This window comes from Sulfitobacter sp. GN1-4, assembly GCF_055693825.1.
Map to the genome: position 1 here is coordinate 37,807 of NZ_JBVFUQ010000004.1, position 20,488 is coordinate 58,294.

General features: G+C 49.5%; 19 protein-coding genes. 10 read left to right on the forward strand and 9 right to left on the reverse strand.

Going from position 1 to position 20,488, the window contains the following annotated elements; all coding sequences use genetic code 11:
* Window positions 1–64: 64 nt before the first annotated feature.
* From ACZ1HM_RS21235 to ACZ1HM_RS21270, 8 genes are read right to left on the reverse strand one after another with little or no spacing between them, the layout of a single operon-like run.
* Window positions 65–691, reverse strand: a complete 627-nt coding sequence (locus ACZ1HM_RS21235) for a class I SAM-dependent methyltransferase (RefSeq protein WP_472744718.1) — start codon at window positions 689–691, stop codon at window positions 65–67.
* Entirely contained in the window at window positions 684–1,097 is a 414-nt protein-coding gene (locus ACZ1HM_RS21240; RefSeq protein ID WP_472744719.1) for a glycosyltransferase family 2 protein, read from the reverse strand. Before ACZ1HM_RS21240 ends, ACZ1HM_RS21235 begins: the two co-directional genes overlap by 8 nt.
* Complete coding sequence (locus ACZ1HM_RS21245; protein ID WP_472744720.1) at window positions 1,049–3,001, reverse strand: glycosyltransferase family 2 protein; 1,953 nt, start codon at window positions 2,999–3,001, stop codon at window positions 1,049–1,051. The genes ACZ1HM_RS21240 and ACZ1HM_RS21245 overlap by 49 nt, the downstream gene beginning before the upstream one ends.
* A 9-nt stretch (window positions 3,002–3,010) precedes the next feature.
* Complete coding sequence (locus ACZ1HM_RS21250) at window positions 3,011–3,580, reverse strand: hypothetical protein (RefSeq protein WP_472744721.1); 570 nt, start codon at window positions 3,578–3,580, stop codon at window positions 3,011–3,013.
* Window positions 3,549–4,811 (reverse strand): glycosyltransferase family 2 protein, encoded by a 1,263-nt coding sequence (locus ACZ1HM_RS21255; RefSeq protein WP_472744722.1) that lies wholly within the window; start codon window positions 4,809–4,811, stop codon window positions 3,549–3,551. The genes ACZ1HM_RS21250 and ACZ1HM_RS21255 overlap by 32 nt, the downstream gene beginning before the upstream one ends.
* Window positions 4,780–5,556 carry a hypothetical protein gene (locus tag ACZ1HM_RS21260; protein WP_472744723.1) on the reverse strand — a complete coding sequence of 259 codons (777 nt, stop codon included), beginning with the start codon at window positions 5,554–5,556 and terminating at the stop codon, window positions 4,780–4,782. The genes ACZ1HM_RS21255 and ACZ1HM_RS21260 overlap by 32 nt, the downstream gene beginning before the upstream one ends.
* Before the next feature lie 60 nt (window positions 5,557–5,616).
* A complete protein-coding gene (locus tag ACZ1HM_RS21265) occupies window positions 5,617–6,678 on the reverse strand; it encodes a DUF4214 domain-containing protein (RefSeq protein WP_472744724.1) in 1,062 nt (353 codons plus the stop codon).
* A gap of 39 nt (window positions 6,679–6,717) precedes the next feature.
* Entirely contained in the window at window positions 6,718–7,524 is an 807-nt protein-coding gene (locus ACZ1HM_RS21270; RefSeq protein WP_472744725.1) for a hypothetical protein, read from the reverse strand.
* Window positions 7,525–7,762: 238 nt separating this feature from the next.
* Between ACZ1HM_RS21270 and ACZ1HM_RS21275 the strand changes: the two genes are divergently transcribed.
* From ACZ1HM_RS21275 to ACZ1HM_RS21320, 10 genes are all read left to right on the forward strand, one after another.
* The gene (locus ACZ1HM_RS21275) at window positions 7,763–8,485 is read left to right on the forward strand and encodes a hypothetical protein (RefSeq protein ID WP_472744726.1); all 723 of its coding nucleotides are present in this window, start codon (window positions 7,763–7,765) and stop codon (window positions 8,483–8,485) included.
* Complete coding sequence (locus ACZ1HM_RS21280) at window positions 8,485–10,473, forward strand: glycosyltransferase (protein WP_472744727.1); 1,989 nt, start codon at window positions 8,485–8,487, stop codon at window positions 10,471–10,473. The genes ACZ1HM_RS21275 and ACZ1HM_RS21280 overlap by 1 nt, the downstream gene beginning before the upstream one ends.
* An 11-nt stretch (window positions 10,474–10,484) precedes the next feature.
* Complete coding sequence (locus ACZ1HM_RS21285) at window positions 10,485–11,279, forward strand: hypothetical protein (protein WP_472744728.1); 795 nt, start codon at window positions 10,485–10,487, stop codon at window positions 11,277–11,279.
* Between the two features lie 143 nt (window positions 11,280–11,422).
* Window positions 11,423–12,439, forward strand: coding sequence for a class I SAM-dependent methyltransferase (locus ACZ1HM_RS21290; RefSeq protein ID WP_472744729.1), 1,017 nt, complete (start codon window positions 11,423–11,425; stop codon window positions 12,437–12,439).
* A gap of 47 nt (window positions 12,440–12,486) precedes the next feature.
* On the forward strand, window positions 12,487–14,265 hold the full coding sequence (locus ACZ1HM_RS21295) for a glycosyltransferase (RefSeq protein ID WP_472744730.1): 1,779 nt from the start codon (window positions 12,487–12,489) through the stop codon (window positions 14,263–14,265).
* Between the two features lie 2 nt (window positions 14,266–14,267).
* Window positions 14,268–15,572, forward strand: a complete 1,305-nt coding sequence (locus ACZ1HM_RS21300) for a hypothetical protein (RefSeq protein WP_472744731.1) — start codon at window positions 14,268–14,270, stop codon at window positions 15,570–15,572.
* A gap of 103 nt (window positions 15,573–15,675) precedes the next feature.
* Window positions 15,676–16,802, forward strand: a protein-coding gene (locus ACZ1HM_RS21305; protein ID WP_472744732.1) for an IS3 family transposase whose coding sequence is annotated in 2 segments (ribosomal slippage) — window positions 15,676–15,946 and window positions 15,946–16,802 — 1,128 coding nt in all. Because the reading frame shifts where the segments join, the coding sequence is not laid out codon by codon here.
* A gap of 238 nt (window positions 16,803–17,040) precedes the next feature.
* On the forward strand, window positions 17,041–18,114 hold the full coding sequence (locus ACZ1HM_RS21310; protein WP_472744733.1) for a GSCFA domain-containing protein: 1,074 nt from the start codon (window positions 17,041–17,043) through the stop codon (window positions 18,112–18,114).
* Window positions 18,111–18,938: a hypothetical protein gene (locus ACZ1HM_RS21315; RefSeq protein ID WP_472744734.1), complete on the forward strand. Its 828-nt coding sequence runs from the start codon at window positions 18,111–18,113 to the stop codon at window positions 18,936–18,938. Before ACZ1HM_RS21310 ends, ACZ1HM_RS21315 begins: the two co-directional genes overlap by 4 nt.
* A 479-nt stretch (window positions 18,939–19,417) precedes the next feature.
* On the forward strand, window positions 19,418–19,684 hold the full coding sequence (locus ACZ1HM_RS21320; protein WP_472744735.1) for an integrase core domain-containing protein: 267 nt from the start codon (window positions 19,418–19,420) through the stop codon (window positions 19,682–19,684).
* Window positions 19,685–19,747: 63 nt separating this feature from the next.
* Here the strand turns inward: ACZ1HM_RS21320 and ACZ1HM_RS21325 are convergent.
* A partial coding sequence (locus ACZ1HM_RS21325) for a hypothetical protein (RefSeq protein ID WP_472744736.1) occupies window positions 19,748–20,488 on the reverse strand: 741 nt, incomplete at its 5' end.

Here is a 20,488-nt window from a genome sequence, read left to right on the forward strand (position 1 = left end):
CCCGCGCGTCATCTTTCCAATACAACTTCTGCACCCCGCCTACCGCACGCGGAACAATAGCGTTCTACGCCTTTGGCAGCGGCTCATGGTTCGGCTCTTCCTGAGGGTCCCAGCCATAAAGCTCAAAGGATTTCTCCGTCGAATAGGCCATCGCCCAAAGGCTGAGGCCCTCCACCCAGACATCCACTCGGTCGAACCCTTCTTTGGTCAGCCGCTCACCCAAACTGTCGAGCGTAAAGCCCGTCTCATGCTTCATATAGGTAAGGCCCTTTGCGATGGCATCGGACTGACCATAGATCAGATCCAGCGCCGTCACCGGCCCGGCGGGGCTGGTGTACACCACCTCATTGATCTTGCCTGCCGCGATCAGACGCGCAGCCTGCAGCAGATCCGGCGTGGTGATGAAGGCAAAACCATCGGGTTTCAGCACCCGGCGCCATTCAGAAAGCGCCTGTGTCACCTCATGCGGGCTCACGTGCTCCAAACTGTGCGAACACCAGATCGCATCCATGGAGGCATCCTCCACATCCGTGATCTCTGTCATGGAGGCCACGATGTCCGGCTGCATGCGCGGATCAATATCCACGCGCACTTCTGTCCACCCATCGAAAAGCCGTGGCAGGCGTTTGTCGGAGGCGGAACCGGCACCGACATGCAAAAAGGTGCCGGTGGTTTTGGATGTATCAGTCATGAGGATCCTCTGAGAAATATCTATAGGGCGGCAGGGCTAGGCCTTCGTAAGGTGCGCGGTCGCGGTTCAGGTTCCGGTTATAGAAGGGATCGTGCAGCAGCACATCACCCCACCGGCGGCGCAGATTGTTCAGCTCGCGCATCGCGCGGGCACGTTTTTCGGCCAGGATGTTGTCTTGACCGCGTGAGGCGGATTCTGCGTGGATAAGCTTGGCCTGCGGCGACCAAAGCACCGCCTTGCCGCTTTCCCGCATGCGCAGGCAGAAATCCACATCGTTGAAGGTGACGGGGAAGGCGTGGTGATCAAGGCCGCCCAAGGCTTCGTAATCCGCTTTGCGCACGACCATACAGGCGGCTGTCACGCAGGTGTTCTGACGGAAGACGTGGTTGAGGCCAGCATAGCCCATGTCGGCGTCCGACCAGGTGTTCCCGATGTGCGCAGCCCCCCGTCGATGCCGAGGGTCACGCCGCCGTGCTGGACGATGCCGTTGTCCCACAGCAGCTTGGCTCCCACGATCCCCACCCCGGGCATCTGTAGCGCGCGGACGAGTTCGGTGAGCCAGTTGGCGTCGGTGATCTCAACGTCGTTGTTCAGCAGGCAGACCACCTCGCCACTGGCGGCTGCGACGGCGGCGTTATTGATGGCGGAGAAGTTGAAAGGGCCGGGGTAAGGGAGAATCTGGATGCCTTGCGCCCGGCAGTCTTCGAAGTAGGCAAGGGTGTCCTCTTCGTGCGAATTATTGTCGATCACGATGATCTCAAAGTCTGGGTAGTCCGTTAGGCGCTGAATGCTGTCGATCGCGGTTTTCAGAAGGTCAGCGTAGTTGCGCGTGGGGATTAGGACGGAGACCTTGGGGAGAGCTTTAGTTGTTGTCCAAGTGAGTTTTCTGAGCCAATAAAAAGTAGGGAAAAGTGGGTCAATTTTAGCCAAGTTTTTTGCAAAACTGAATGAAAATAGAGACTTAGTGAAATTACCATAATTCACAGGCGCAGCCCCAAATGCAGGTGCTTTCAGCTGATGATAAAGCACCTGGTCGGCATGACCGACCTTTGGATGAGCGTTGTCCAAAAGCTGTGTGGCCAGTTCTTCCAAACTTGCTACGTTGGTTGTTTTCCAAGCCTCTGCCCGTGCGGCGAGCAGGCCAAAGACATAGCCTTGGGAAATGAAGAGGTAGGGATCCCAATCGGGTTTGAACCATGGTTGGAGGATACCATCGACCTCTTGATCGCAGTCAGAATAGGCCACGGGGTAAGTCTTCAGCAGCCTGGCCATATGTACCAAGGCGTTTGGGTGCAATTGATCCCCATCTCGCAGAAAGGCCACGTAGCCTGTATCAGGCCAGGAGAGGCGGTTGATGTCTTCGCCAACTTCGCAAAGCGTCACCGTGGCGTTTTGGGTTTCAACGGATGCGCGTGTGGCTTCCGCAGCATCTGCATTTGGTTCTGGACCATACAGGATCACGGTGAAGGTAGAGGGCACGTCGGGTAGGGGCTTGGCGCCAAAACGGACCTGCCAGGCGGGATAATCGTCGAAGGGTGCAGAGGAAGGCTGCAGGAAGGTGGCGCGCTTCAGCGCCGTGTCGAGGGTAGCAATACTTTGCTGGAGTGCCGGGTGTTCTTGCGCTTGTTCTTCTAGATCCCTGACCAGGGATTGCGGCCCTGTCATCCAAGCGGCGACGGTCACTGGGCTACCGTTCAAGGGCTTACCGTCTTCTGTCTCAACATCCAAGTGATGTGCTTTACCATCGGCGAGGCTTAGTGGCAGGCGCTTTCGGAAAGTTCGGATGAGCGGAGAAGCCTTGGACTGTGCCTCTGTCGGCAATGGTTCATCGGGAATGAATCGTAGCAGTTCTTTTTGACCCTCCCTTACGACGACCTGGCCAGGTGTACCCTCATCGTTTTGGGGGTGGAGCCAGCCGGAGATGCCAAGGCCGCTGTATGCGGTGACTTCACCGGTTAAGATTTTCGTCTGTTTCTGTGCTTCATAGCGTGTTGCGAGATGGAATTCTTCACCTGTGTTTGCGACCCGTACCCAAAATTGGCTCCAATTTTCTGATGCTTGTAAGGGTATGTGGATATCGAACCCGAAACAAACATCATCAGAAGGGATCATGTCTGGGTACTTTCGTCGTAAATCAGGCCGGGCAATATCAGCACGATCGAAAGCAACCGCATACCCATCACAGATCAGTTCTACGATGGGCTTTTGGTTATGATCAGCGGAATTCAAAAGCCAACCGCGTGCGATACCGCGGTTGATCTCCTCGAAGTGACCAAGATAAGTGACGTGCTCTTTCATGCTGTCTTTCACACCATCGCTTCAGTCTGCTGCAAGACAGGATTTGAGTAGATCGAGAATATCTGCGGTGCTTGCCCCTTGCGGAAGAAACTGTGCATCTGGATGATGACGGGTGAGCTCCTCCCGACACCCTCCTGGGAAGCAGATTAGACTGGGAGCCAGCCTGATTGTTCTTCGGAACACAAGGCCTGAAGGGTCATCCTCTTGTCCCAAATCCAATACATAGCGGAAGCCTAGAATTTGGCGCATCTTGTCCAGGTCTTGCTTCTTTAAATCTATGATGGGCATGACATGCCCCGTCCGTGCCAGCACCATGTCATTAATGGTTTTCTCAAAGATGTAGTAGCGGAGGGGTAACTCCTGCGCCGCTGTCAGGCGCGCGAGTGCCAGGAGTTTTTCATACTCTGGGCCGTAAGCGATGTTCCCACCTACCGCGATGCCGAGAACATCATCTTGTGTACCGCACTCTGGCTCTTCTTGAGCGGTGCGGACAGGCGGCAAAGAAGGGACTGGTGCCGTTTCAAATTGGTGGTTCGCCGCCCAATTCTTGCTAAACCCGCTATAGGGCACGGCAACGGAGCGCGCCTCCAACACCTTCCCCTCTGCCGCCCAACACAAGATCTGCGTCGTCAGCAGATGGAGATGATGCACCCCAGTGCAAGGCAAGAAGCTCTGCTTGCAAAGCCTGCATCCCAATGTTCAAATCCGGTGCATGGGCCCAGTGGATCTGGGCCAAGGGCAGCCCTTTGAGATCGGCAATGAGATCAGCGGCATGCACCTCACAGTCGTACTGCAATGCACCAGCTCCGCCGCCTTCGGGGGCTGCCAGGGTGATCTTTTGTGGGCGGTTCGGGTCCACACTGAGAAAGAGCGCTTCGACGCCTTCGGCTTCAAGCTGATCTGCTAGCGGTTCGACAAGCGGGCTTTTGTGCCAATCGCTGGGCGCAATCACAAGCGCTGTGGGGAGCGGGACACGGCTGTGCAGCAGACGTCGATCAAGCCGGTGATAGGCCTCCTTCAACGGCTCTGTCTGCAAAAACCGCCGCATGAGCGCGCCATATTCCGGGTAAAGCTTGTTCACACGGGGCATGTTCTGGCGCACCAGATCAAACTTTTCATTGCCAAAGGAAACTGAGGCCGCATGCGCCACGAAAAGCCCCGGGGCACAGACATTGCGCCATCCGGCCTGGCGGGCGCGCATGCAGAAATCAATCTCTTCACCGTAACCTTTACCAAAGCGGAAAGCGTCCAGAAGGCCAATCTCTTGCAGGCATTTTGCTTTGATGAACATGCAAAAACCCACCGCCGTGGGAATATCAATCGCCGCATCCCCATTGGCCGCCTTGGCGGCAGCGCTCACCGCATTGGTGCCCAGACCAGCGGGCAGGGGGGCTGATTTTTGCCGGCGCGGAAAGCTCACAATCTCACCGTTGTTGGTCAGCGGTGTGACCGTGCCGATATGATCATCGGCATAGGCCACCCGGTGCAGGTGATCGAGCCAGCCATCTGGGACAATCGTATCGGCATTCAGCAGCACCACATCACGGCCAGCGGCCAATGCGCGGCGCAACCCACGGTTCACACTGGCGGTAAAACCAAGGTTCTCCGGGTTCTTGAGGATCGTGAGATTGGGTTCAAACCGATAGCCCTCTAAAAGCGTTTGTAACGCGGGCTCTGGCGGGCGATCGGCAATGAGGGTGACGGACAAAGCCCGCTCCCGCGCCGCAGAAAGTACGGATTTCAAGCAGGCGTCTGTATCTTCAACCCCTTTATAGACGGGGATGATCACCTCAGTGGGTTTCGGCGACGCAGGCTTTTGCACCTGCCTTGCCGCTAGGGGAGGGAGAGCGTAATCTCTCCAAAAGCGGACTGCCTGGCACAAGCGCGGCCTTTGGGCCCATCCGCACCGTGCAAGCCTCCATCCCTTTGCGCCAGGGCAGTTTGAGCACGATGACCTCTTTGCCCGCACTATGGCCAATTTTTACCTGCTGCCTTGTCCATTTATCCTGACCAAACCAATGGAGCGTCACATCTGTCGGATTACCGTCTTTGGGTGGGTTCGGGATCCAGAAATCAATGGTGTTTTTCCCCCGCCAGCAAGCGCCCAAGCAGGGTAAATCAACACCTTCAGCAAGCGCCAGAGTGTCAGAAAGATGGCGAGCCTTCAGCAGAGGCAAGGCTTGTTGGAGCGCTTTGGCAAAGCTGTCCGCATCGCGATCTTTCAACAAAGACAGATAGCTTTGGTACCGCGCGGCGCTGACGGATTTGCTGGATACCTCGTGTTCAAGCGTCTTGAACGCCAGATCGTCAGCGCCAGCTGCCTCAAACGCCCGGACCATCAGCGCGAAGGATTCCGCACGAAGAGGATTCAAACTGCGGGCGGACCACGCTTGCGACACAGCAGTGCGGGCATCGCCTGACTTTAAGGCCGCCAGCGCGCTGCGCACCGCAGCTTCTTCGGCGCGGCCATTGAGCAAAACGCCACTTTGAAACAAGGAAGACGCTGGTGTGAGGGACTTTGCCGCTCCGCCAGTTTGATCCGACTTTTGGTTGGCTCTAACGCTCATCCGGACATGCAAAGCGCCGCAGAGATTCTGCGGCGCTTTGGCATTCTTTCAAGAGGCGACTTATGTCGCGTCGAAGTCGGTGTTACCGGCACCCACGACCTGGATGTAGTCGTATTCTTCGGTACCTTCATCAGATCCAGCGAAGTCGGCAATGATCACATCGCGATCCACGTCGCCCGATTGCAGGAGACCCAGGTAGAATTCGACACCCGCATCATCACCCTCACGGTTCAGGAAGATCTGATAGAGGTTGTTGATGAATTCCTCATCCGACAGACCGCTTGTCGCGCCACCGTCCTCATCAGAGGAGAGGAATGCCGCTGCGATATCTTCGAGGGTCACATTGCCCTGCTCGAAGTTGTCGACCCAGAAGTTGAGGCCAGCGCCATCTGCTTCACGGTCAAAGACCGCTTCGTAGAGACGGGCAACCGCACCAGTTTCCTGATCTTCAACCGCCGCGATGACGGTGCCATCGTCGAACTGTACAAACTCAACGCCGCTGAGCACATCGGTTTCGCCGTTCTCGTCAGTGATTTCGATATCGCCGTCTGCGTTTACAGATACGTTGTAGGAGGAACGACCGCCCTGCACGACTGCGGTGTCAAAGCCTGCGCCGCCTTCGACGCTGTCGTTGCCGCCGCCCAGACCGATGACGTCGTTGCCGACACCGGCATCAACAGAGTCGTCGCCTTCGCCACCAGAAATGGAGTCGTCGCCGGAGGCACCAGTGATGGAGTCGTTACCGTCGCCGCCTTCAACGATAGCGTCTGTGCTTTCGCTGCCGTCGTCTGTGACTGTGATTTCGTCATCACCGCCACCGGAACTGATCACGAAGGACTCATCGCCTTCTTCAGCGGTGTAGTTTATGTTTGTGTCTTCGTCGGAGTTCACGATGACGACGTCAGCGCCATCAGCGTTGTATGTACCGTCGCCGGTGATCTCTACAACGTCGACGCCTTCATCGATGTCTACAGGATCGTCACCCTCAGCATCGACTGTCTCAACGCTAACAGAGCCACCGCTTCCGGAGAGCTCTTCTTCGATCGCATCTTTGATCGCATCAGGCTGATCAGACGAATCGATGTCATCTATAATTTCTTGGTCTGTGACGTCGTAGGCCATGGTACCTAACTCCCCATCTCTCGAACGCTCGCTGCAGACTTACGCCCTAAATGTTTTTAACTCTTTAATTTTGCGCCCACTTTCAGGCGGCAAGATGGAGGTGTCTGCATGTACATCAACTATACTTACCCAGAGCCCCACCAAGTAGTCATCAATACCGCTACCAGAGACAACCTTCGCTTGTCTACCTGTAACCTTGCCTGATTTGGCAAAAACAGCCATAAATTGTAGATCGTACTGGACCGCTGCTGAACCTTCGAGCGCCATCCACAGGGAAGTGATCGGGGCGGATTGCCGGCGAGAACCTACGAAACCGCCTCCGAGGGCAGTTGAGGTCTCTTGTTGATCGCCGAAACTGCAACCGTACTTGATGTTTACATTTTCTTTCTTTTTCAGCCAGTTGATGGCAAATCCTTCGACGCGAGAGCTGCCTTTTTGTGCTCCAAGATAAGCATTTGGGACAACCTTGATGTCGCCTTTCCACTCCACGTGACCTGAGAGGTAAACAAGTGACGATGAGGGTGCTGGTTTTTTGGGCAAATTCTCATTGATACGTTCAACATCAATAACAATGCCAGCATTCGGGACCTCGTCCGGCAACAACAGGTTAACAGTGACAGCTGCTAACCCTCCTTTTACATGCCACAAAGAAATCTGCGATTGATCTGAGAGCAAGATCTGGCCCTTTAATTTCTGGCCAACTGCTTCAACTTCTCCTCCCGCATCAATCGGCACTCCATGCAAGATTGCCAATGGGCTTGGTAACGCTTCGCAAAAGTAACGAATGGCATAATAGCCTGGCTCAAGTTTTAGCACCTTATACTTAGATCTAGAAAGCTCACTCATAGAATACTCCCGTCTGCCACTCCAAACCGCCATCCACTGCGTAGGAAAAGCCTAAAACTTGACTAACACAACCCATGTCAACAAGAACCAACACAAACTACATGAAGCGGTGGACTTCCTTACATCACACGTTACGAATATCTAACGAAATATGTAGGCTGGCATCTATCTTGGAACATTTGAGGTATACCAGTCTGAGCAACTAGGGATGCAACCTTAAGTAGGAGAAAGAAGATCCTTGCCAGCATTAACCCCAAAACATACTTCAACTAGAATAAAGATCCTCAGAGAGGGGATAAATCACCTATCAAGTATTCTTGCAGCTGAAAATGCGAATACAAGAATCACGGAAGCCTCCAAAAGCACGCCTTCAATTCAAACGGCGCTGAATAATCTTCTCAAGAGTAAGAAATCAATACCTACCACAGCACTTGCACCATATGCAGACTTCTTTCCCGGCGTACAAATAGGATACGAAAGCCAAGGCACCGAAATTTGGCCTGTTGTTAGCTTTGACCCTGAACAAACGGGTGAGAAAAGCCTACAGCTGTTTGAACGTTACTCCCCCCGGGTTAGTGTTCACCCAGTTTTCTCGACAAACAAAACATCAGGCTGGATGACACTTGAGGCGAATGTTGCAGAAATCCCAAACTTCGAAAAAGGCTCAATTACCATAAGCCTAATTAGTGAATTTGACTTCGTTGATAAAAGTCAATCACTACATACAAACACTGTTAAGTTGACACTAAGAGGTTCGAACGAAGATCATTCATATGAAGACTTTGACATTGGTTTCTTCCCAGTTACAACTATGCCAAAATTGCACACTATCTCCATAGGGAACTCTCAAGAGGCCCTGAACAGCATCAAAAAATATGAGATATTGAGGGTAATCCTTTGGCTTCCAACATTCGGAAACTACAACTTCAATCTTTTTGACCTTTTTATCGAGATAGAGTGATGCGAATTCTTTTTGTATCAAGTGAAACACCATTGTTCCCTGGAGGGGGCATAGCAACTTATCTCGAATATATGATTTCAGCTTTGGGTGCGCTTGGCCATCAGGTGTTTCTTTTCACCTATAGAAATGAGGACGACTTAGGCACACAACTGATGTTTAGCAATCTTCCATCAGACCAAGTTCACATAGAGTGGCTTTCTGATGAGAAAGTACACAGAACCTTTACTTCGAGGTCACATGATCAATCCGTTTCCTTCTATTTATCAGATAAGATACATCAAAAAATACTTGAATGGGAAATTGATGTAGTTGAGGCAACAGATTGGCAGGCACCGTGCCTTGCTCTCTTCCAAAAAATTCAATCAAAAACTGGTTCTGAAAATTTACTTCTCTCTGTCTATAACCATGGCCTAAGTGAATTCATCTGGGAAGCAGATCAACTAACTACACCCGAATGGGCTCAAGCAAACTTTCTGGCAGAAAGACAACAGTTGCGTTGCGCAGATATTGTCGTCACACCGTCACTCTATTGTCAAACACAGCTCCAAAAGCTGGGTATAACGACAAATTCACAGGTTGTTCGAGAGCCATATGAATTCAGAACTCCTCGATCAAAATTTGAAAAAATTAGAGACCAAATCCAATATATGGGGAGGCTGTCAATTGGAAAAGGGCTAGACAAACTCATTTACGCTGCGAACATTCTGAATTCCATCCATAAAATTAGGCGGATTGAACTTATTGGCAGGATAACATTCACTAATTTTAGACAAGAAGATATTATTGAATATACACGCGCAAGACTACATCCTGAGCTGAAAGATCGAGCAATATTTATTGACTACAAACCGCGCGATATCGCCTTGGAGTTACTTGAACCAGGAGCCATTAGCCCGCACCTCGGATCACATGAAACTTTTTCCTATGCTTGCGTAGAAGGTATAGATGCGGGCCAGGTTCCTCTTGTCCGCCACAATACGCCAATGGTTGAGTTCTTCCCTGATGAACTTAAAAAGTACATCATAGATGCAGAAATGCGTACAGTGAAGGAACTACAGCAAAAACTCGAAATGATCATTAGAGATGCAGACTTGATAATAGATGGTGTTAATGAGCACTGCAGAAGTACACTATCGCCCAATAAAATAGCTAATTCTTTAAGCGAAACCTATCTCGAAGCACATGACAGAAAGCGCGATTGGCGCATGTACTCGTGCGATCAACCACGTATGAAAATTTCCGACATTACAGTGCTTATTCCAGCCTATAAACCCAACCATGAATTTATGGAGACTATTGATAGCATAGCGACGCAGAGTGCTGGAATTCCAAATGTACTGATTTGCGATGATGGCACACCTATAGAAGACAGCACATGGTTTGAGTACCCCAAAGCTCTTATTCCCAATTGCCGAATTATTCATCAACCCAACGCCGGCCTCCTTGCATCCCGTAATGCTCTAATAGACGAATGTGAAACTTCCCTCTCAATATTCCTCGACACTGATGATCTGATAGCGCCAAACATGCTTGAAAACATGCTTGAAGCATGGAACTCAAATAGCATAAATGCTGATGCAATCATCCCACAAAGAAGAAATTTTGGAGAGAGTGACGAACTGATACTAAGGCAGACAATTGGAGACCATGTACATGTTCATGAGAATGACTATAGAATGACGGCACTTATCCGGACAAAAATTCTTAAAGAAATCGGGTTTGATGCCACAAGACGTAACGGTGAAGGCGACGACTGGGTGTTTTGGCTCAATTTCTCCGGCCGAAATTACAAAGCAACGGTGCTTCCAGAAGCAGGCTTCATGTATAGATTTCGGACCGGCTCAATGTCGTGGCCTTGGTCTGACGGTCAAAACGTTGGGACGCAGACAATGATACGAGAAGCTTTACATGATATCCATGAACAAAATCCAGACAAGAGTTTGAACCTAACGAACAATCTATTTGCACAACTTACAAGGCAACACTAAGGGGCAGGCTGATGAGTTCTGAACTCATTTTTATTATAGGGCGTCAGCGTAGCGGGACCACTGTATTCCGAGACCTGCTAATGCGCCATGGTGCTATCAACTGCGATGAAATATTTCATGGAGATCTCTCCAAAGATTTTCGATTTTTTGCCTACGTCAAAGATCGGTTGCAAAACAACCCCAACTTAGCCCATCCAGAAAACTACCGGCGACTATTTCACGAATATATTCAGAAGCTGCGGGAAGACTTCCCAAATAAAAGGCTTGCTATGGACGTAAAGTACTTCGGTCTAAACCTAATTCCTGCACGTGAAGATGTTGACAATCGAAAACCGTTCATCGCCAACTTTATTCGGGAAAGTGATGCAAACGTAGTGCATATAATACGGCAGAATAAACTACGTGTAATAATCTCTGAAGAAATCGCAAAAATGACAGGGCGTTGGAGCTCTGGAAAACCGGAACATCTCGTATCCGACAAACCCAAAGTTCAGCTGAATACTGAGAAAATCGAACGCTCCATTGATAGGCTACTCAAGCAAGATGCTAGAGTACTCGATATGTTCTCTGATAACCCTAATGTGCATATAATGAGGTACCATGGGATGTTTACTGAGCATGGTGAGTTTTCTGCCAAAGTTCAAAGCGTTGCCAAGCGTTTTCTTGACTTAGATTTTGTCGACCCCACTCCTGGAAATCTAAAAATGAATCCGGAGCCACTTTCAGAGTTGATTCTAAACTATGGCGATTTAAAGGAACAGCTTCAGTCGTCAAATCACTACTGGATGCTAAATGATGATAACTGATATATATAATTGTGTTCCTTCATATACATCGTTCTAATCATGTTTGTTCCTAACAGAAAAGTAGGAAACAAACATAGCTAACGGCGTGGCAGATTGTGCAAAGGCAACTATCATCATCAGTAGGATTTCGAAGGAAAACATAGATGGTCGACACCGTTCCGGAACCACCAATTAAACCGTTCTATGAGAAACTTGCGACGGTGAAAATTAGGAAGATAGAAAAAGTACTAAAAAGTAACTATTCTAATCTTAAAAAGATTGATAGCCCTAGTAAGAAAAGTGGCCTGGAAGATCATGCTATTGCACGATATAGATTCACATGTAACCGTTGGATTCCTTGGATTTCTCGGTTTGCAAACGTTCACGATGCAGACGTAGTAGAAATAGGAGCAGGAACTGGCTCTGTTACTTGTGCGTTCGGTCAAATTGCTAAATCAGTCAAGGGGTTTGACATTGATGAGGGGTCTACTCTGGCAGCAGAAGGCCGCGCAAAAGTCCTAGGATTAAGTAATACACAGCATTTTTTTGCATCCCCAAATAAAATTGAGACTAAAGTTAAGGAACTGACAGCTGGGCAAGTAGATATAGTATCCCTTTATGCTACGCTCGAACACCAGACTTATGAGGAACGTCAGAATACGTTAAAGTTATCATGGGATATCTTAAAGCCAGGTGGCATTCTTGTCGTTGGTCAAACGCCAAATCTTCTTACGTACTTCCATAGGCATACCTCGCAGGTTCCCTTTTTTGATATGCTTCCAGATGAAGTTAAGATGCTATACCTCGAACGGCTCAAACCGAGCACGTTTCGAAATAAGATGATTGAAATGAGAGAAAACCCTGATATTGATGAAAAATTGTCATTAACGCGTTGGGGAAGGGGCGTAAGTTACCATGATTTTGAAATCGCATTGGGGGACTTGAATAGAATTACAGTTGGATATGGGTTTGAACCTGAAATTCTGGCATATAACCCACTACGCTATGAAGAAGAGCTCTTAAAGTCATTTTTTCTGGAGTGGAAACTCGATATTCCAATAGCATTTTCTAGAAGTTGGCTAACCCTCGTACTACGTAAGCCATCTGCCCGCTCATCAGCCGAACCTATCCAGTTTGACCAAAGCTTCTTGCGACCCAAGTTTGCCAATCTGGGGTTCTGAGAGAAGGTTATTGCGCTTGACGACAAGAGCACAGAAATAGGTTGAAGATGGCACAGATTGCTATCATCTCCCCGGATCTACCCGGGATCGTTAAAAACGGGGGTATTGGAACAGCTTGCTATCATCAAGCCGCCCTTCTAGCCTCAGCACAACATTCAGTTACAGTGGTGTTTGTTGGGTTAGCCGAACAAATAGATTTAGAGCATATTCCTAGAGCAAAAGAGATTTTTTCTAATATCGGAGCCAAGTTTGTTGCTCTACTTTGCGATCCATCAAAGGTCGGTCAGCGTCAAACTACTGTTTTTCCTGAACATCCCAACATGGTCATGGCGATCGAAGTAGATCATTGGCTGCGAGAGCACAAATTTGATTTGGCCCTAATAGTGGACTGGAAAGGGCTCGCATTCTCAGCAGTGGAAGCGCGGCGCGCAGGTGTAGCCCATAGGTCTATGCCGATTGTGATTGTAGCACACAGCTCGACGCTCTGGCATGTCCTAGGCCAACACGAGCCGCCTGGGGAATGGCATCCAAATCTTCTAACCTATGCACTGGAGCGTCGAGCAATTTCTGGAGCAGATGCGCTTATCAGTCCATCAGCATATATGATCAGTTGGCTTAGAGGTATGGGGTGGGATTTACCCAAGCGGGTTACTGTACTCGCTAACCCATTCGTCACAACACAACCGATACGAAAAAATAGAAATTATGGAGATATACTACCAATTGATGAGATTGTCTTCTTTGGTCGTTTAGAGAGGCGAAAGGGCCTTGAGTTATTCTTGAGAGGGCTTAGTCAGAGCAGTAATTTGGCTTCCCAAGCTCGAGTGACGTTTCTTGGCAAACCTGGCATGGTTGGCCCCAAAAACGGTTTAGAGGAAATTCTGACTACCGTTTCTTCTAACTTGGAGGTCAAAGTTATTTCAGATCTTAGCGCACAGGAAGCTCTGGAGTATCTTGTAGTACCGGGAAGGCTGGCTGTTATGCCTTCTTTGAGCGACAATTCACCTTACACCATTGTCGAATGTTTGAGATACGGAATTCCGTTCATAGCAAGTTCCGTTGGAGGTATTAGTGAGTTAATACATGAAGATCATAGGGAAAAATGCTTATTTGACATCAAGCCTGACGCGCTAGCTAAGACAATTAATAAGTGTTTAGATGAAGGTCAGATTTTGGCTCGGCCAGCTGTTTCAGCCGATACGTTGAACCAAGATTGGATTACTGAGGTCGAAGATTTATTGCACCCTAAGTCTTCAAGCTACAAACGCGGATTACCATTTATATCAGTATGTCTGACGCATTTTGAGAGACCGCAACTTCTAGTACAGGCTGTCAGATCTCTTGAGTCTCAAACATATTGTGATTTCGAAGTCATTCTTGTCGACGACGGTAGCAAGAGTGAAGCTGCGAAACAAACTTTGGATGATTTAGAAGATTTATTTGAAAATCGTCGTTGGAAAATTATCCGAACAGAAAATAACTATCTTGGCGCAGCTCGAAATCGTGCCGCAACAGAAGCAAAAGGTGATTATCTTCTATTTATGGACGACGACAACGTTTCGCGTCCAGAGGAACTTTCAGTTTTAGCTGAAGCTGCTTCTCGAACTGACGTTGATCTGATTACATGCGGATTCGAGGTTTTTCAAGGCTTGGATACCCCCACAAAGAAAACCGAAATTTCTGAGCGCTATGTACCAATAGCTGGTTCGTTGGGGTTCTCTCTATTCAACAATGTCATAGGGGATGCAAATGCCTTAGTAAAAAAGGAGGCTTTTGATTCACTAGGGGGTTCACAGAGCATTACGGCATTGGGTATGAAGACTTAGAGTTGTTCACAAAATTTATTCTTAATGGGCTGAGTGTTCTGGCAGTTCCAGACCCACTATTCTATTATCGTCGCTCTGGCGACTCAATGCTTTCTACTTCCTCAATTGATGCCAACCGCACCCGCCAACTAGCAGCTTTCGCTGGTTCCATCTCACCAGATCTTCTTGAAATCGTCTACCTTGCGGAAGGGCGTGTAAGTCGTTCAGGACATTATTCTGACCCAATTAATTATATGAGTCTTTCTGATCCACTATTACCAAAAACATGGTTAGCAAAGCCGGATAGTGACCCAAGTGCGTCAGAAACATTAGTGCATGCAGTTCGTGTAGCCGCACTTAATGATCAAGGTACCGCAGCAAGATCCTTACTAAGCCACCTAGATAGTAAAACTAGCTTTGGTGACATGCAGGAGTTGGAAGCACTTCGTCTTTTGACTTCACTACCAGATATGACAGCAGAAGACGGCAGAAAGCTAGCTACCTCAATTGGTGAGGTAAATCCCGATGAGCCTATGGGTCAGGCGCAGCTATCTGTAATTCGAACAATGTTATTTCGAGGTGTACAGATAAGAATTGATGAAGAAGCGAGCGCGAACCTGGAAATAGCTTTGCTAAAGGCAGTAAGTGCATTGAACGAGCATGACTTCGATGCGGCTCAAAAGATGTTAGTCAAGTCACTATGTGGCGGGGCAGAGGAATATCTTGCAGATCGCCCTGATGTTGCAAAGTCTCTCGATAGGGCGGACAAGGGTTATTTATTAGGTGCTCTTTTACACTTTTTGCGCTTTGGTCAACGGGAAGGCATGCGCTGGCCGGGAGGTGAACGTGTTGCGCGTGTGATTTTAGCAGTGAAATATGATATATATGAACGTTGGCGCGCATATCCTAATTCCATAGTTGAGCATTTATCTACCTTGTTTCTGGATCCCCAGGACATTATCCATGTGCTGGAAGCTTACCCTGGCAGAACGAATTTGAAAGATGTTCTGAGGGTTGCAGTATGTGGAAGCTCATCCAGTCTAAATGAACATGAAAATATCAAAATAGATAGAAAGTTTAGAGAGATATTGGGATCTGATTATCTAAATAATATCGAGAAGACATTTAGTGTTGAGGATAGCCTCTTTGCTCTTACTAAGTTTGTGGAAGAAGACCTAAGGGACATCAAGAATAAGAGTCTCGAAGAAGCGTATTTAGATCGCTATCCGGATGTGGGTGAAGCGGTCAGGATGGGTTACTTTTCTAGTGGTCGCGAACACTTTGATAAACATGGATATTTTGAAGGTCGCTATTGGGAAGTCGGCTAGTTTCTTGACCCCAAAATGAATTAACTTTATAGCCGTCTGAAGTGGTCCCAGAAAACTGGACAGTCAGCTAAGGTGTATCCCAGACCTTTGAAGGGATACGAGAATGGCGAAGCGCCGGAATTTTACAGATCAGTTTAAGGCCAAGGTGGCATTGGAAGCGCTGCGTGGCGATAAAACCGTGCAGGAGATCGCAGCGAAGCATCAGCTGCATCCAAATCAGGTCAGCACTTGGAAGCGGCAGGCGATTGATGGGATGGCCGATGTGTTTTCAGGCGGTAAGCAAAGCGGCCCGACAGAAGCAGAGGTCAAAGAGTTGCATGCCAAGATCGGGAGGCTGGCGGTCGAGAACGATTTTTTGTCGGAAGGGCTCAAAAGGTGAGCCCGGCAAAGAAGCGTTCGATGATCCAGCGGGATCACCCCGATCTGAGTATCAGTCAGCAATGCAAGCTGGTGCAGCTGTCGCGGTCCGCGTTCTACTACATCCCGGTCGGGATTGATGCGGATACGCTGGCCATTATGAAAGAGATTGACCGCGTGTTTACCAAATACCCGTTCTTCGGGTCGCGCCAGATCACGGCCTATCTGCGGAGAGAGGGCACAATTGTCGGGCGTCATCGCGTCAGGCGATTGATGGCCAAGATGGGCCTTGAGGCGATTTACAAGCGGCCTAGAACAAGCCAGCCGCATCCACAGCACCAGGTCTATCCGTATCTGCTGCGGAAGATGCAGATTGACCGCCCAAACCAAGTCTGGTGCGCCGACATTACCTTTGTGCCGGTCAAGAACGGGTTCTTGTATTTGGTCGCAATCATGGATTGGGCCACGCGCAAGGTTTTGAGCTGGCGACTGAGCAACACCATGCACGCAGACTTCTGTCTGGAGGCTTTGCAGGAGGCAATCGCCAAATACGGCCCGCCCGAGATATGCAACACGGATCAAGGATCGCAGTTCACCGGATCGGCGTGGATCACGACGCTGACCGCAGCAGCCGTGCGCATCTCGATGGATGGGCGGGGCCGGTACCTCGACAACATCTTCATCGAACGGCTGTGGCGGAGCCTGAAGCAGGAGGCGATCTATCTCGAAGAGATCCGCGACGGCTTCGAGGCTCGACGCGTCATCAAGAACTGGATGGCATTCTACAACACCGAGCGGCCCCATTCCGCGCTTGATCGGCAAACGCCCGACGATGCATACTGGACCGGCTTGGAAGAGCAAAAGGCAGCATGATACCTAAACCCGATACACCTTAGAAACGCTGCAAAACTGTCCGAAAAGATGGGACCACTTCACAAAAATTTGAGAAAGCTCACGGCCACACCGCAAAGATCAACTACCAACTTGTGCGAGTGCATGCCGAGTGTGGACTTTCAAATTTCTTTGCTGCAACATCACGTCAACGTTAGTATCGCAAGCGCCGCACTCCGGAGCGGTGCATAATTTTCATAGGTACTTTCATAGGTTGCCAATGTCAAAATCGAGTTCTCCGTATAGCGGACTGCCAGCTAAGGCTTTTTGGTCGAAAACTGCGGCTTCAAGAGACGCGTCCACCATTGATGGCTTTTATGTCCCGAAATTTGGTGTTCTGCGAAGTGATCAAATCGCGACTGCTGGGTCATGCTTCGCCCAGCATGTAGGTCGAGCCTTAAGTGATGCCGGTTACAAGGTTATCGACGAAGAGCCGCTACCTCCTATTATTCCTCGAACTATTGCTCAAAGATATGGGTATGGAATGTATTCAGGCCGATATGGAAATATTTATACAGTCAGGCAGCTCCGCCAGCTCCTGAAAGAAGCATTCTTCGAGGATTATCCAATTGAACGAGTTTGGGAATGTGGTGGGCGGTTCTTTGACGCTCAAAGGCCAAATGTTGAACCGGGGGGTCTTGATAGTCCCGAGCAAGTCTTAAAGCACCGAGAATTTCACCTTTCACGCGTCCGTAGAATATTTGAAAATGTCAACTTATTTGTGTTTACATTTGGTCTTACAGAGGCTTGGTGTACGTCGGACGGTGAAGTTGTTTTTCCAACGGCACCGGGAACTCTTGCCGGAACTTTTGATTCCAAAAGATATTCGTTTCGTAATTTTCGCTTCTCGGAAATTCGCCAGGATTTTGAAGATGTACGGAATATTGTCCGGCAGTTGCGTCCGAATGTAAGATTTCTTGTTACTGTATCGCCTGTGCCGTTAACTGCGACGGCCACTTCGCAACACGTTGAAGTGGCGACTAGTCGTTCCAAGGCCACGTTACGCGCAGTATGTGCAGAACTTTATGAGGATTTTGATGACGTCGATTACTATCCTTCCTATGAGATCATTACAGCACAGGCTGCACGCGCGGGCTTCTTCCACCAGAACATGCGTACTGTCCGCGACGAAGGTGTAGCGGTTGCAATGAAAGGCTTTCTATCGGCACAAGAACTTACCATGTCAGACTTAGCGGAACCCACGGTCGTTGAACACACACCGACGGGAGTGGAAGCTGCAGATCAAGATGTCGTATGTGAAGAAGCGCTGCTTGAGGGGTTTGCTCCAAAATGAAGATTGGGATGATTGGAACGTCGCACACTGCCTGCATAAAGGCTGGCTTTGATATGGTGTCTGATGACCTCGGGGACGCCATATCAGTAGAGTTCTTTGCAGTAGGTGGAAACTATTTTAATTGCTTTGAACAAGAAAGCGATGGCGTATTGCGGGCCGTCAAAGGGTTGGATGTCGATTGTGACAAGGCCAGAACACAAGCTATGAACATCAATGGAAAAGCGGAGATAGATCTTAGTGATTTCGACGTTATTTGTGTGGTTGGAGCTCAGACTGGTATTGATGCTGTTTCACGGTTGATGGCTCAGGTAGACGTTGGCGACGCGCCCTCTGGCGAATTCGACGCGATTTCTCTTATTTCCTCTAATACATTTGCAGGAATTCAATCGGATCTGATCAAAGATTCTCTTCAAAAATGGATGCTTTTGGAGCAGGAAGGTCAGCAACATTTTCTGATGCCATCACCTTTTCCTTTCGAAAAATTTCTTGATCCAAGCGTAGGTGGAAAGCTTGGTCAACGTACAAAAAGCAGGCTGGAGAACAGTTCCGAGTTCGCACCGAATATTCTACATTATTTCAAGAAGATGCGTTCAGTATTTTTCGAAGAAAAACATGTTCGGCTGCTTAGCCAACCCGAAGAAACAGTCTCAGAATTTAAAGTTTTGTCTAAGAATACGTTTTGTCGTGGCGCTCCTAGACTTGGAGGAAAGGCACAGCCTGCCGAAGATTTTACGCATGGTAATGCGGACTATGGCGCTATATTTTGGATGAACTTTGAAAAAGCTATTGGGAGGCCATTGACCAGTTCGGGACCGTCCACGTGACCGCGCCGGACAGCAACAGCGGCCCACTATTCTATTACTGTCGCTCTGGCGGCTCGATTCTTTCTACTTCCTCAGTTTATGCTAACCGTACCCGTCAGCTAGCGGCTTGCGCTGATTCTAGCTTCTAGATAACATCTTTGTTGATATGTTAGGTCATCATAGTTGATCGTCTTTGTGGCACCGGTATTGACCTGCTCCCCTAGAACTGGGCCATTACATTGGCCGTGAGAGGGGGATTGGGCATGGCGAGTAAGCGACATTCAGACGAAGACATCTTGAAGCTGCTGCGTGAGATTGAGCTGAAGCTGACGACTGGTGATAATGTGGCATAGACGTGTCGGAGCGTCGTGACAATCTCTTCAGGCTTAGGTCGCTTGTTTGCCATGGTCTTCCTCCGTTTTCCTAAACATAGCGGAGGACCACTTCAAAGGGGGAAGACCAGCTAGCCATCATCAGGCTGGCGACGCAATACGGCCGATATGGCTATCGTAAGATCACCGAGTTGCTTCACATCGAAGATCAGCAGACAGCAAATCGTAGCCTACGTCGGTGTCCGAAATTCGAGGGGTAGCTCACTTCTCAATGCGGAGTGGTTCACGACGACCAAACAAGCTCAGATCGTCATCAATCACTGGATCAGGCAGTACAATCACACCCGGCCGCATCAGGCACTCAACATGCGCCCGCCCGTTTCCGAAACCCTATTAGAGAAACCCCTCATCAGTGGCGCGGAAACAGGGGGCTAGACACTCTATGGTCAGGCGGTGGCTGCCGCCCAGAGCAATCTAGGTCAGTGGCGAGGGGCGCAGTCAGAAGCTGGCAATTCTGTTGCTGACCCAATCACAGCGCCGATCCCAAAAGAAATCACGCCGTTTTTCGTAGTCGTTGCCCATCCGGGCCCGAGCATCGGTGACAATACGCTGCGCTGCGTCCTTCCGCCCGATTTCAGCGATCATAATCGCGCGAACGAGTTGCAAGTAGCGATCATTGAAAGCGTCATCGGCAAAAGCCTCGATCAGGCGATCGACCCGCGAAAGCCGCGCCTCAGGGGTAAGATCTTCGTAGCGTCCCGCTTCCCGCATTTTTTCCGGAGGGATCGGGCTGGTCAGGCGGAACAGAGCACTGTCGTCGGCGCGTGGCTCAATTATCTCGAAGTGATCAATCAGCTCACCCATGGTCGTATGCACCCACGGGTTGCCATGATGATGGAAGTCTTGATTCACCATCAAACCAGTCCCCACAGGCAGGGCAGTGAAGAAGACTTCGTTCACTACGCGGTTCAGGCTTGGGGTTTTCGCAATGTCCACAAAGACGAGGTCAAAGAGACCACCGTCCCAGACGGCATGATCAAAGTCGCATTTGTGGATCTCGATTGTCGAGGACACCTCAGAGGTCTGCGCCTCGAAAAGATGCATGAAACTGCTGCCGTCCTCAAAATTCGGATCGATTTTGGAGCGGATCAATTCGCCCACATTACCGAACTTGGCTTCGAAGATGTCGTAGCAATGCAGGTGAGGCTTGCCGTCCCAAGCCAGGTTATCCATCATTCC

Excerpts from the sequence above, each read along its gene's own strand:
- ACZ1HM_RS21310 (WP_472744733.1), top strand. The coding sequence starts at position 17,041 with ATGTCAAAATCGAGTTCTCCGTATAGCGGACTGCCAGCTAAGGCTTTT.
- ACZ1HM_RS21285 (WP_472744728.1), top strand. The coding sequence starts at position 10,485 with ATGAGTTCTGAACTCATTTTTATTATAGGGCGTCAGCGTAGCGGGACC.
- ACZ1HM_RS21265 (WP_472744724.1), bottom strand. The coding sequence starts at position 6,678 with ATGGCCTACGACGTCACAGACCAAGAAATTATAGATGACATCGATTCG.
- ACZ1HM_RS21270 (WP_472744725.1), bottom strand. The coding sequence starts at position 7,524 with ATGAGTGAGCTTTCTAGATCTAAGTATAAGGTGCTAAAACTTGAGCCA.
- ACZ1HM_RS21315 (WP_472744734.1), top strand. The coding sequence starts at position 18,111 with ATGAAGATTGGGATGATTGGAACGTCGCACACTGCCTGCATAAAGGCT.
- ACZ1HM_RS21320 (WP_472744735.1), top strand. The coding sequence starts at position 19,418 with ATGGCTATCGTAAGATCACCGAGTTGCTTCACATCGAAGATCAGCAGA.
- ACZ1HM_RS21235 (WP_472744718.1), bottom strand. The coding sequence starts at position 691 with ATGACTGATACATCCAAAACCACCGGCACCTTTTTGCATGTCGGTGCC.
- ACZ1HM_RS21240 (WP_472744719.1), bottom strand. The coding sequence starts at position 1,097 with ATGGGCTATGCTGGCCTCAACCACGTCTTCCGTCAGAACACCTGCGTG.
- ACZ1HM_RS21260 (WP_472744723.1), bottom strand. The coding sequence starts at position 5,556 with ATGAGCGTTAGAGCCAACCAAAAGTCGGATCAAACTGGCGGAGCGGCA.
- ACZ1HM_RS21280 (WP_472744727.1), top strand. The coding sequence starts at position 8,485 with ATGCGAATTCTTTTTGTATCAAGTGAAACACCATTGTTCCCTGGAGGG.
- ACZ1HM_RS21290 (WP_472744729.1), top strand. The coding sequence starts at position 11,423 with ATGGTCGACACCGTTCCGGAACCACCAATTAAACCGTTCTATGAGAAA.
- ACZ1HM_RS21295 (WP_472744730.1), top strand. The coding sequence starts at position 12,487 with ATGGCACAGATTGCTATCATCTCCCCGGATCTACCCGGGATCGTTAAA.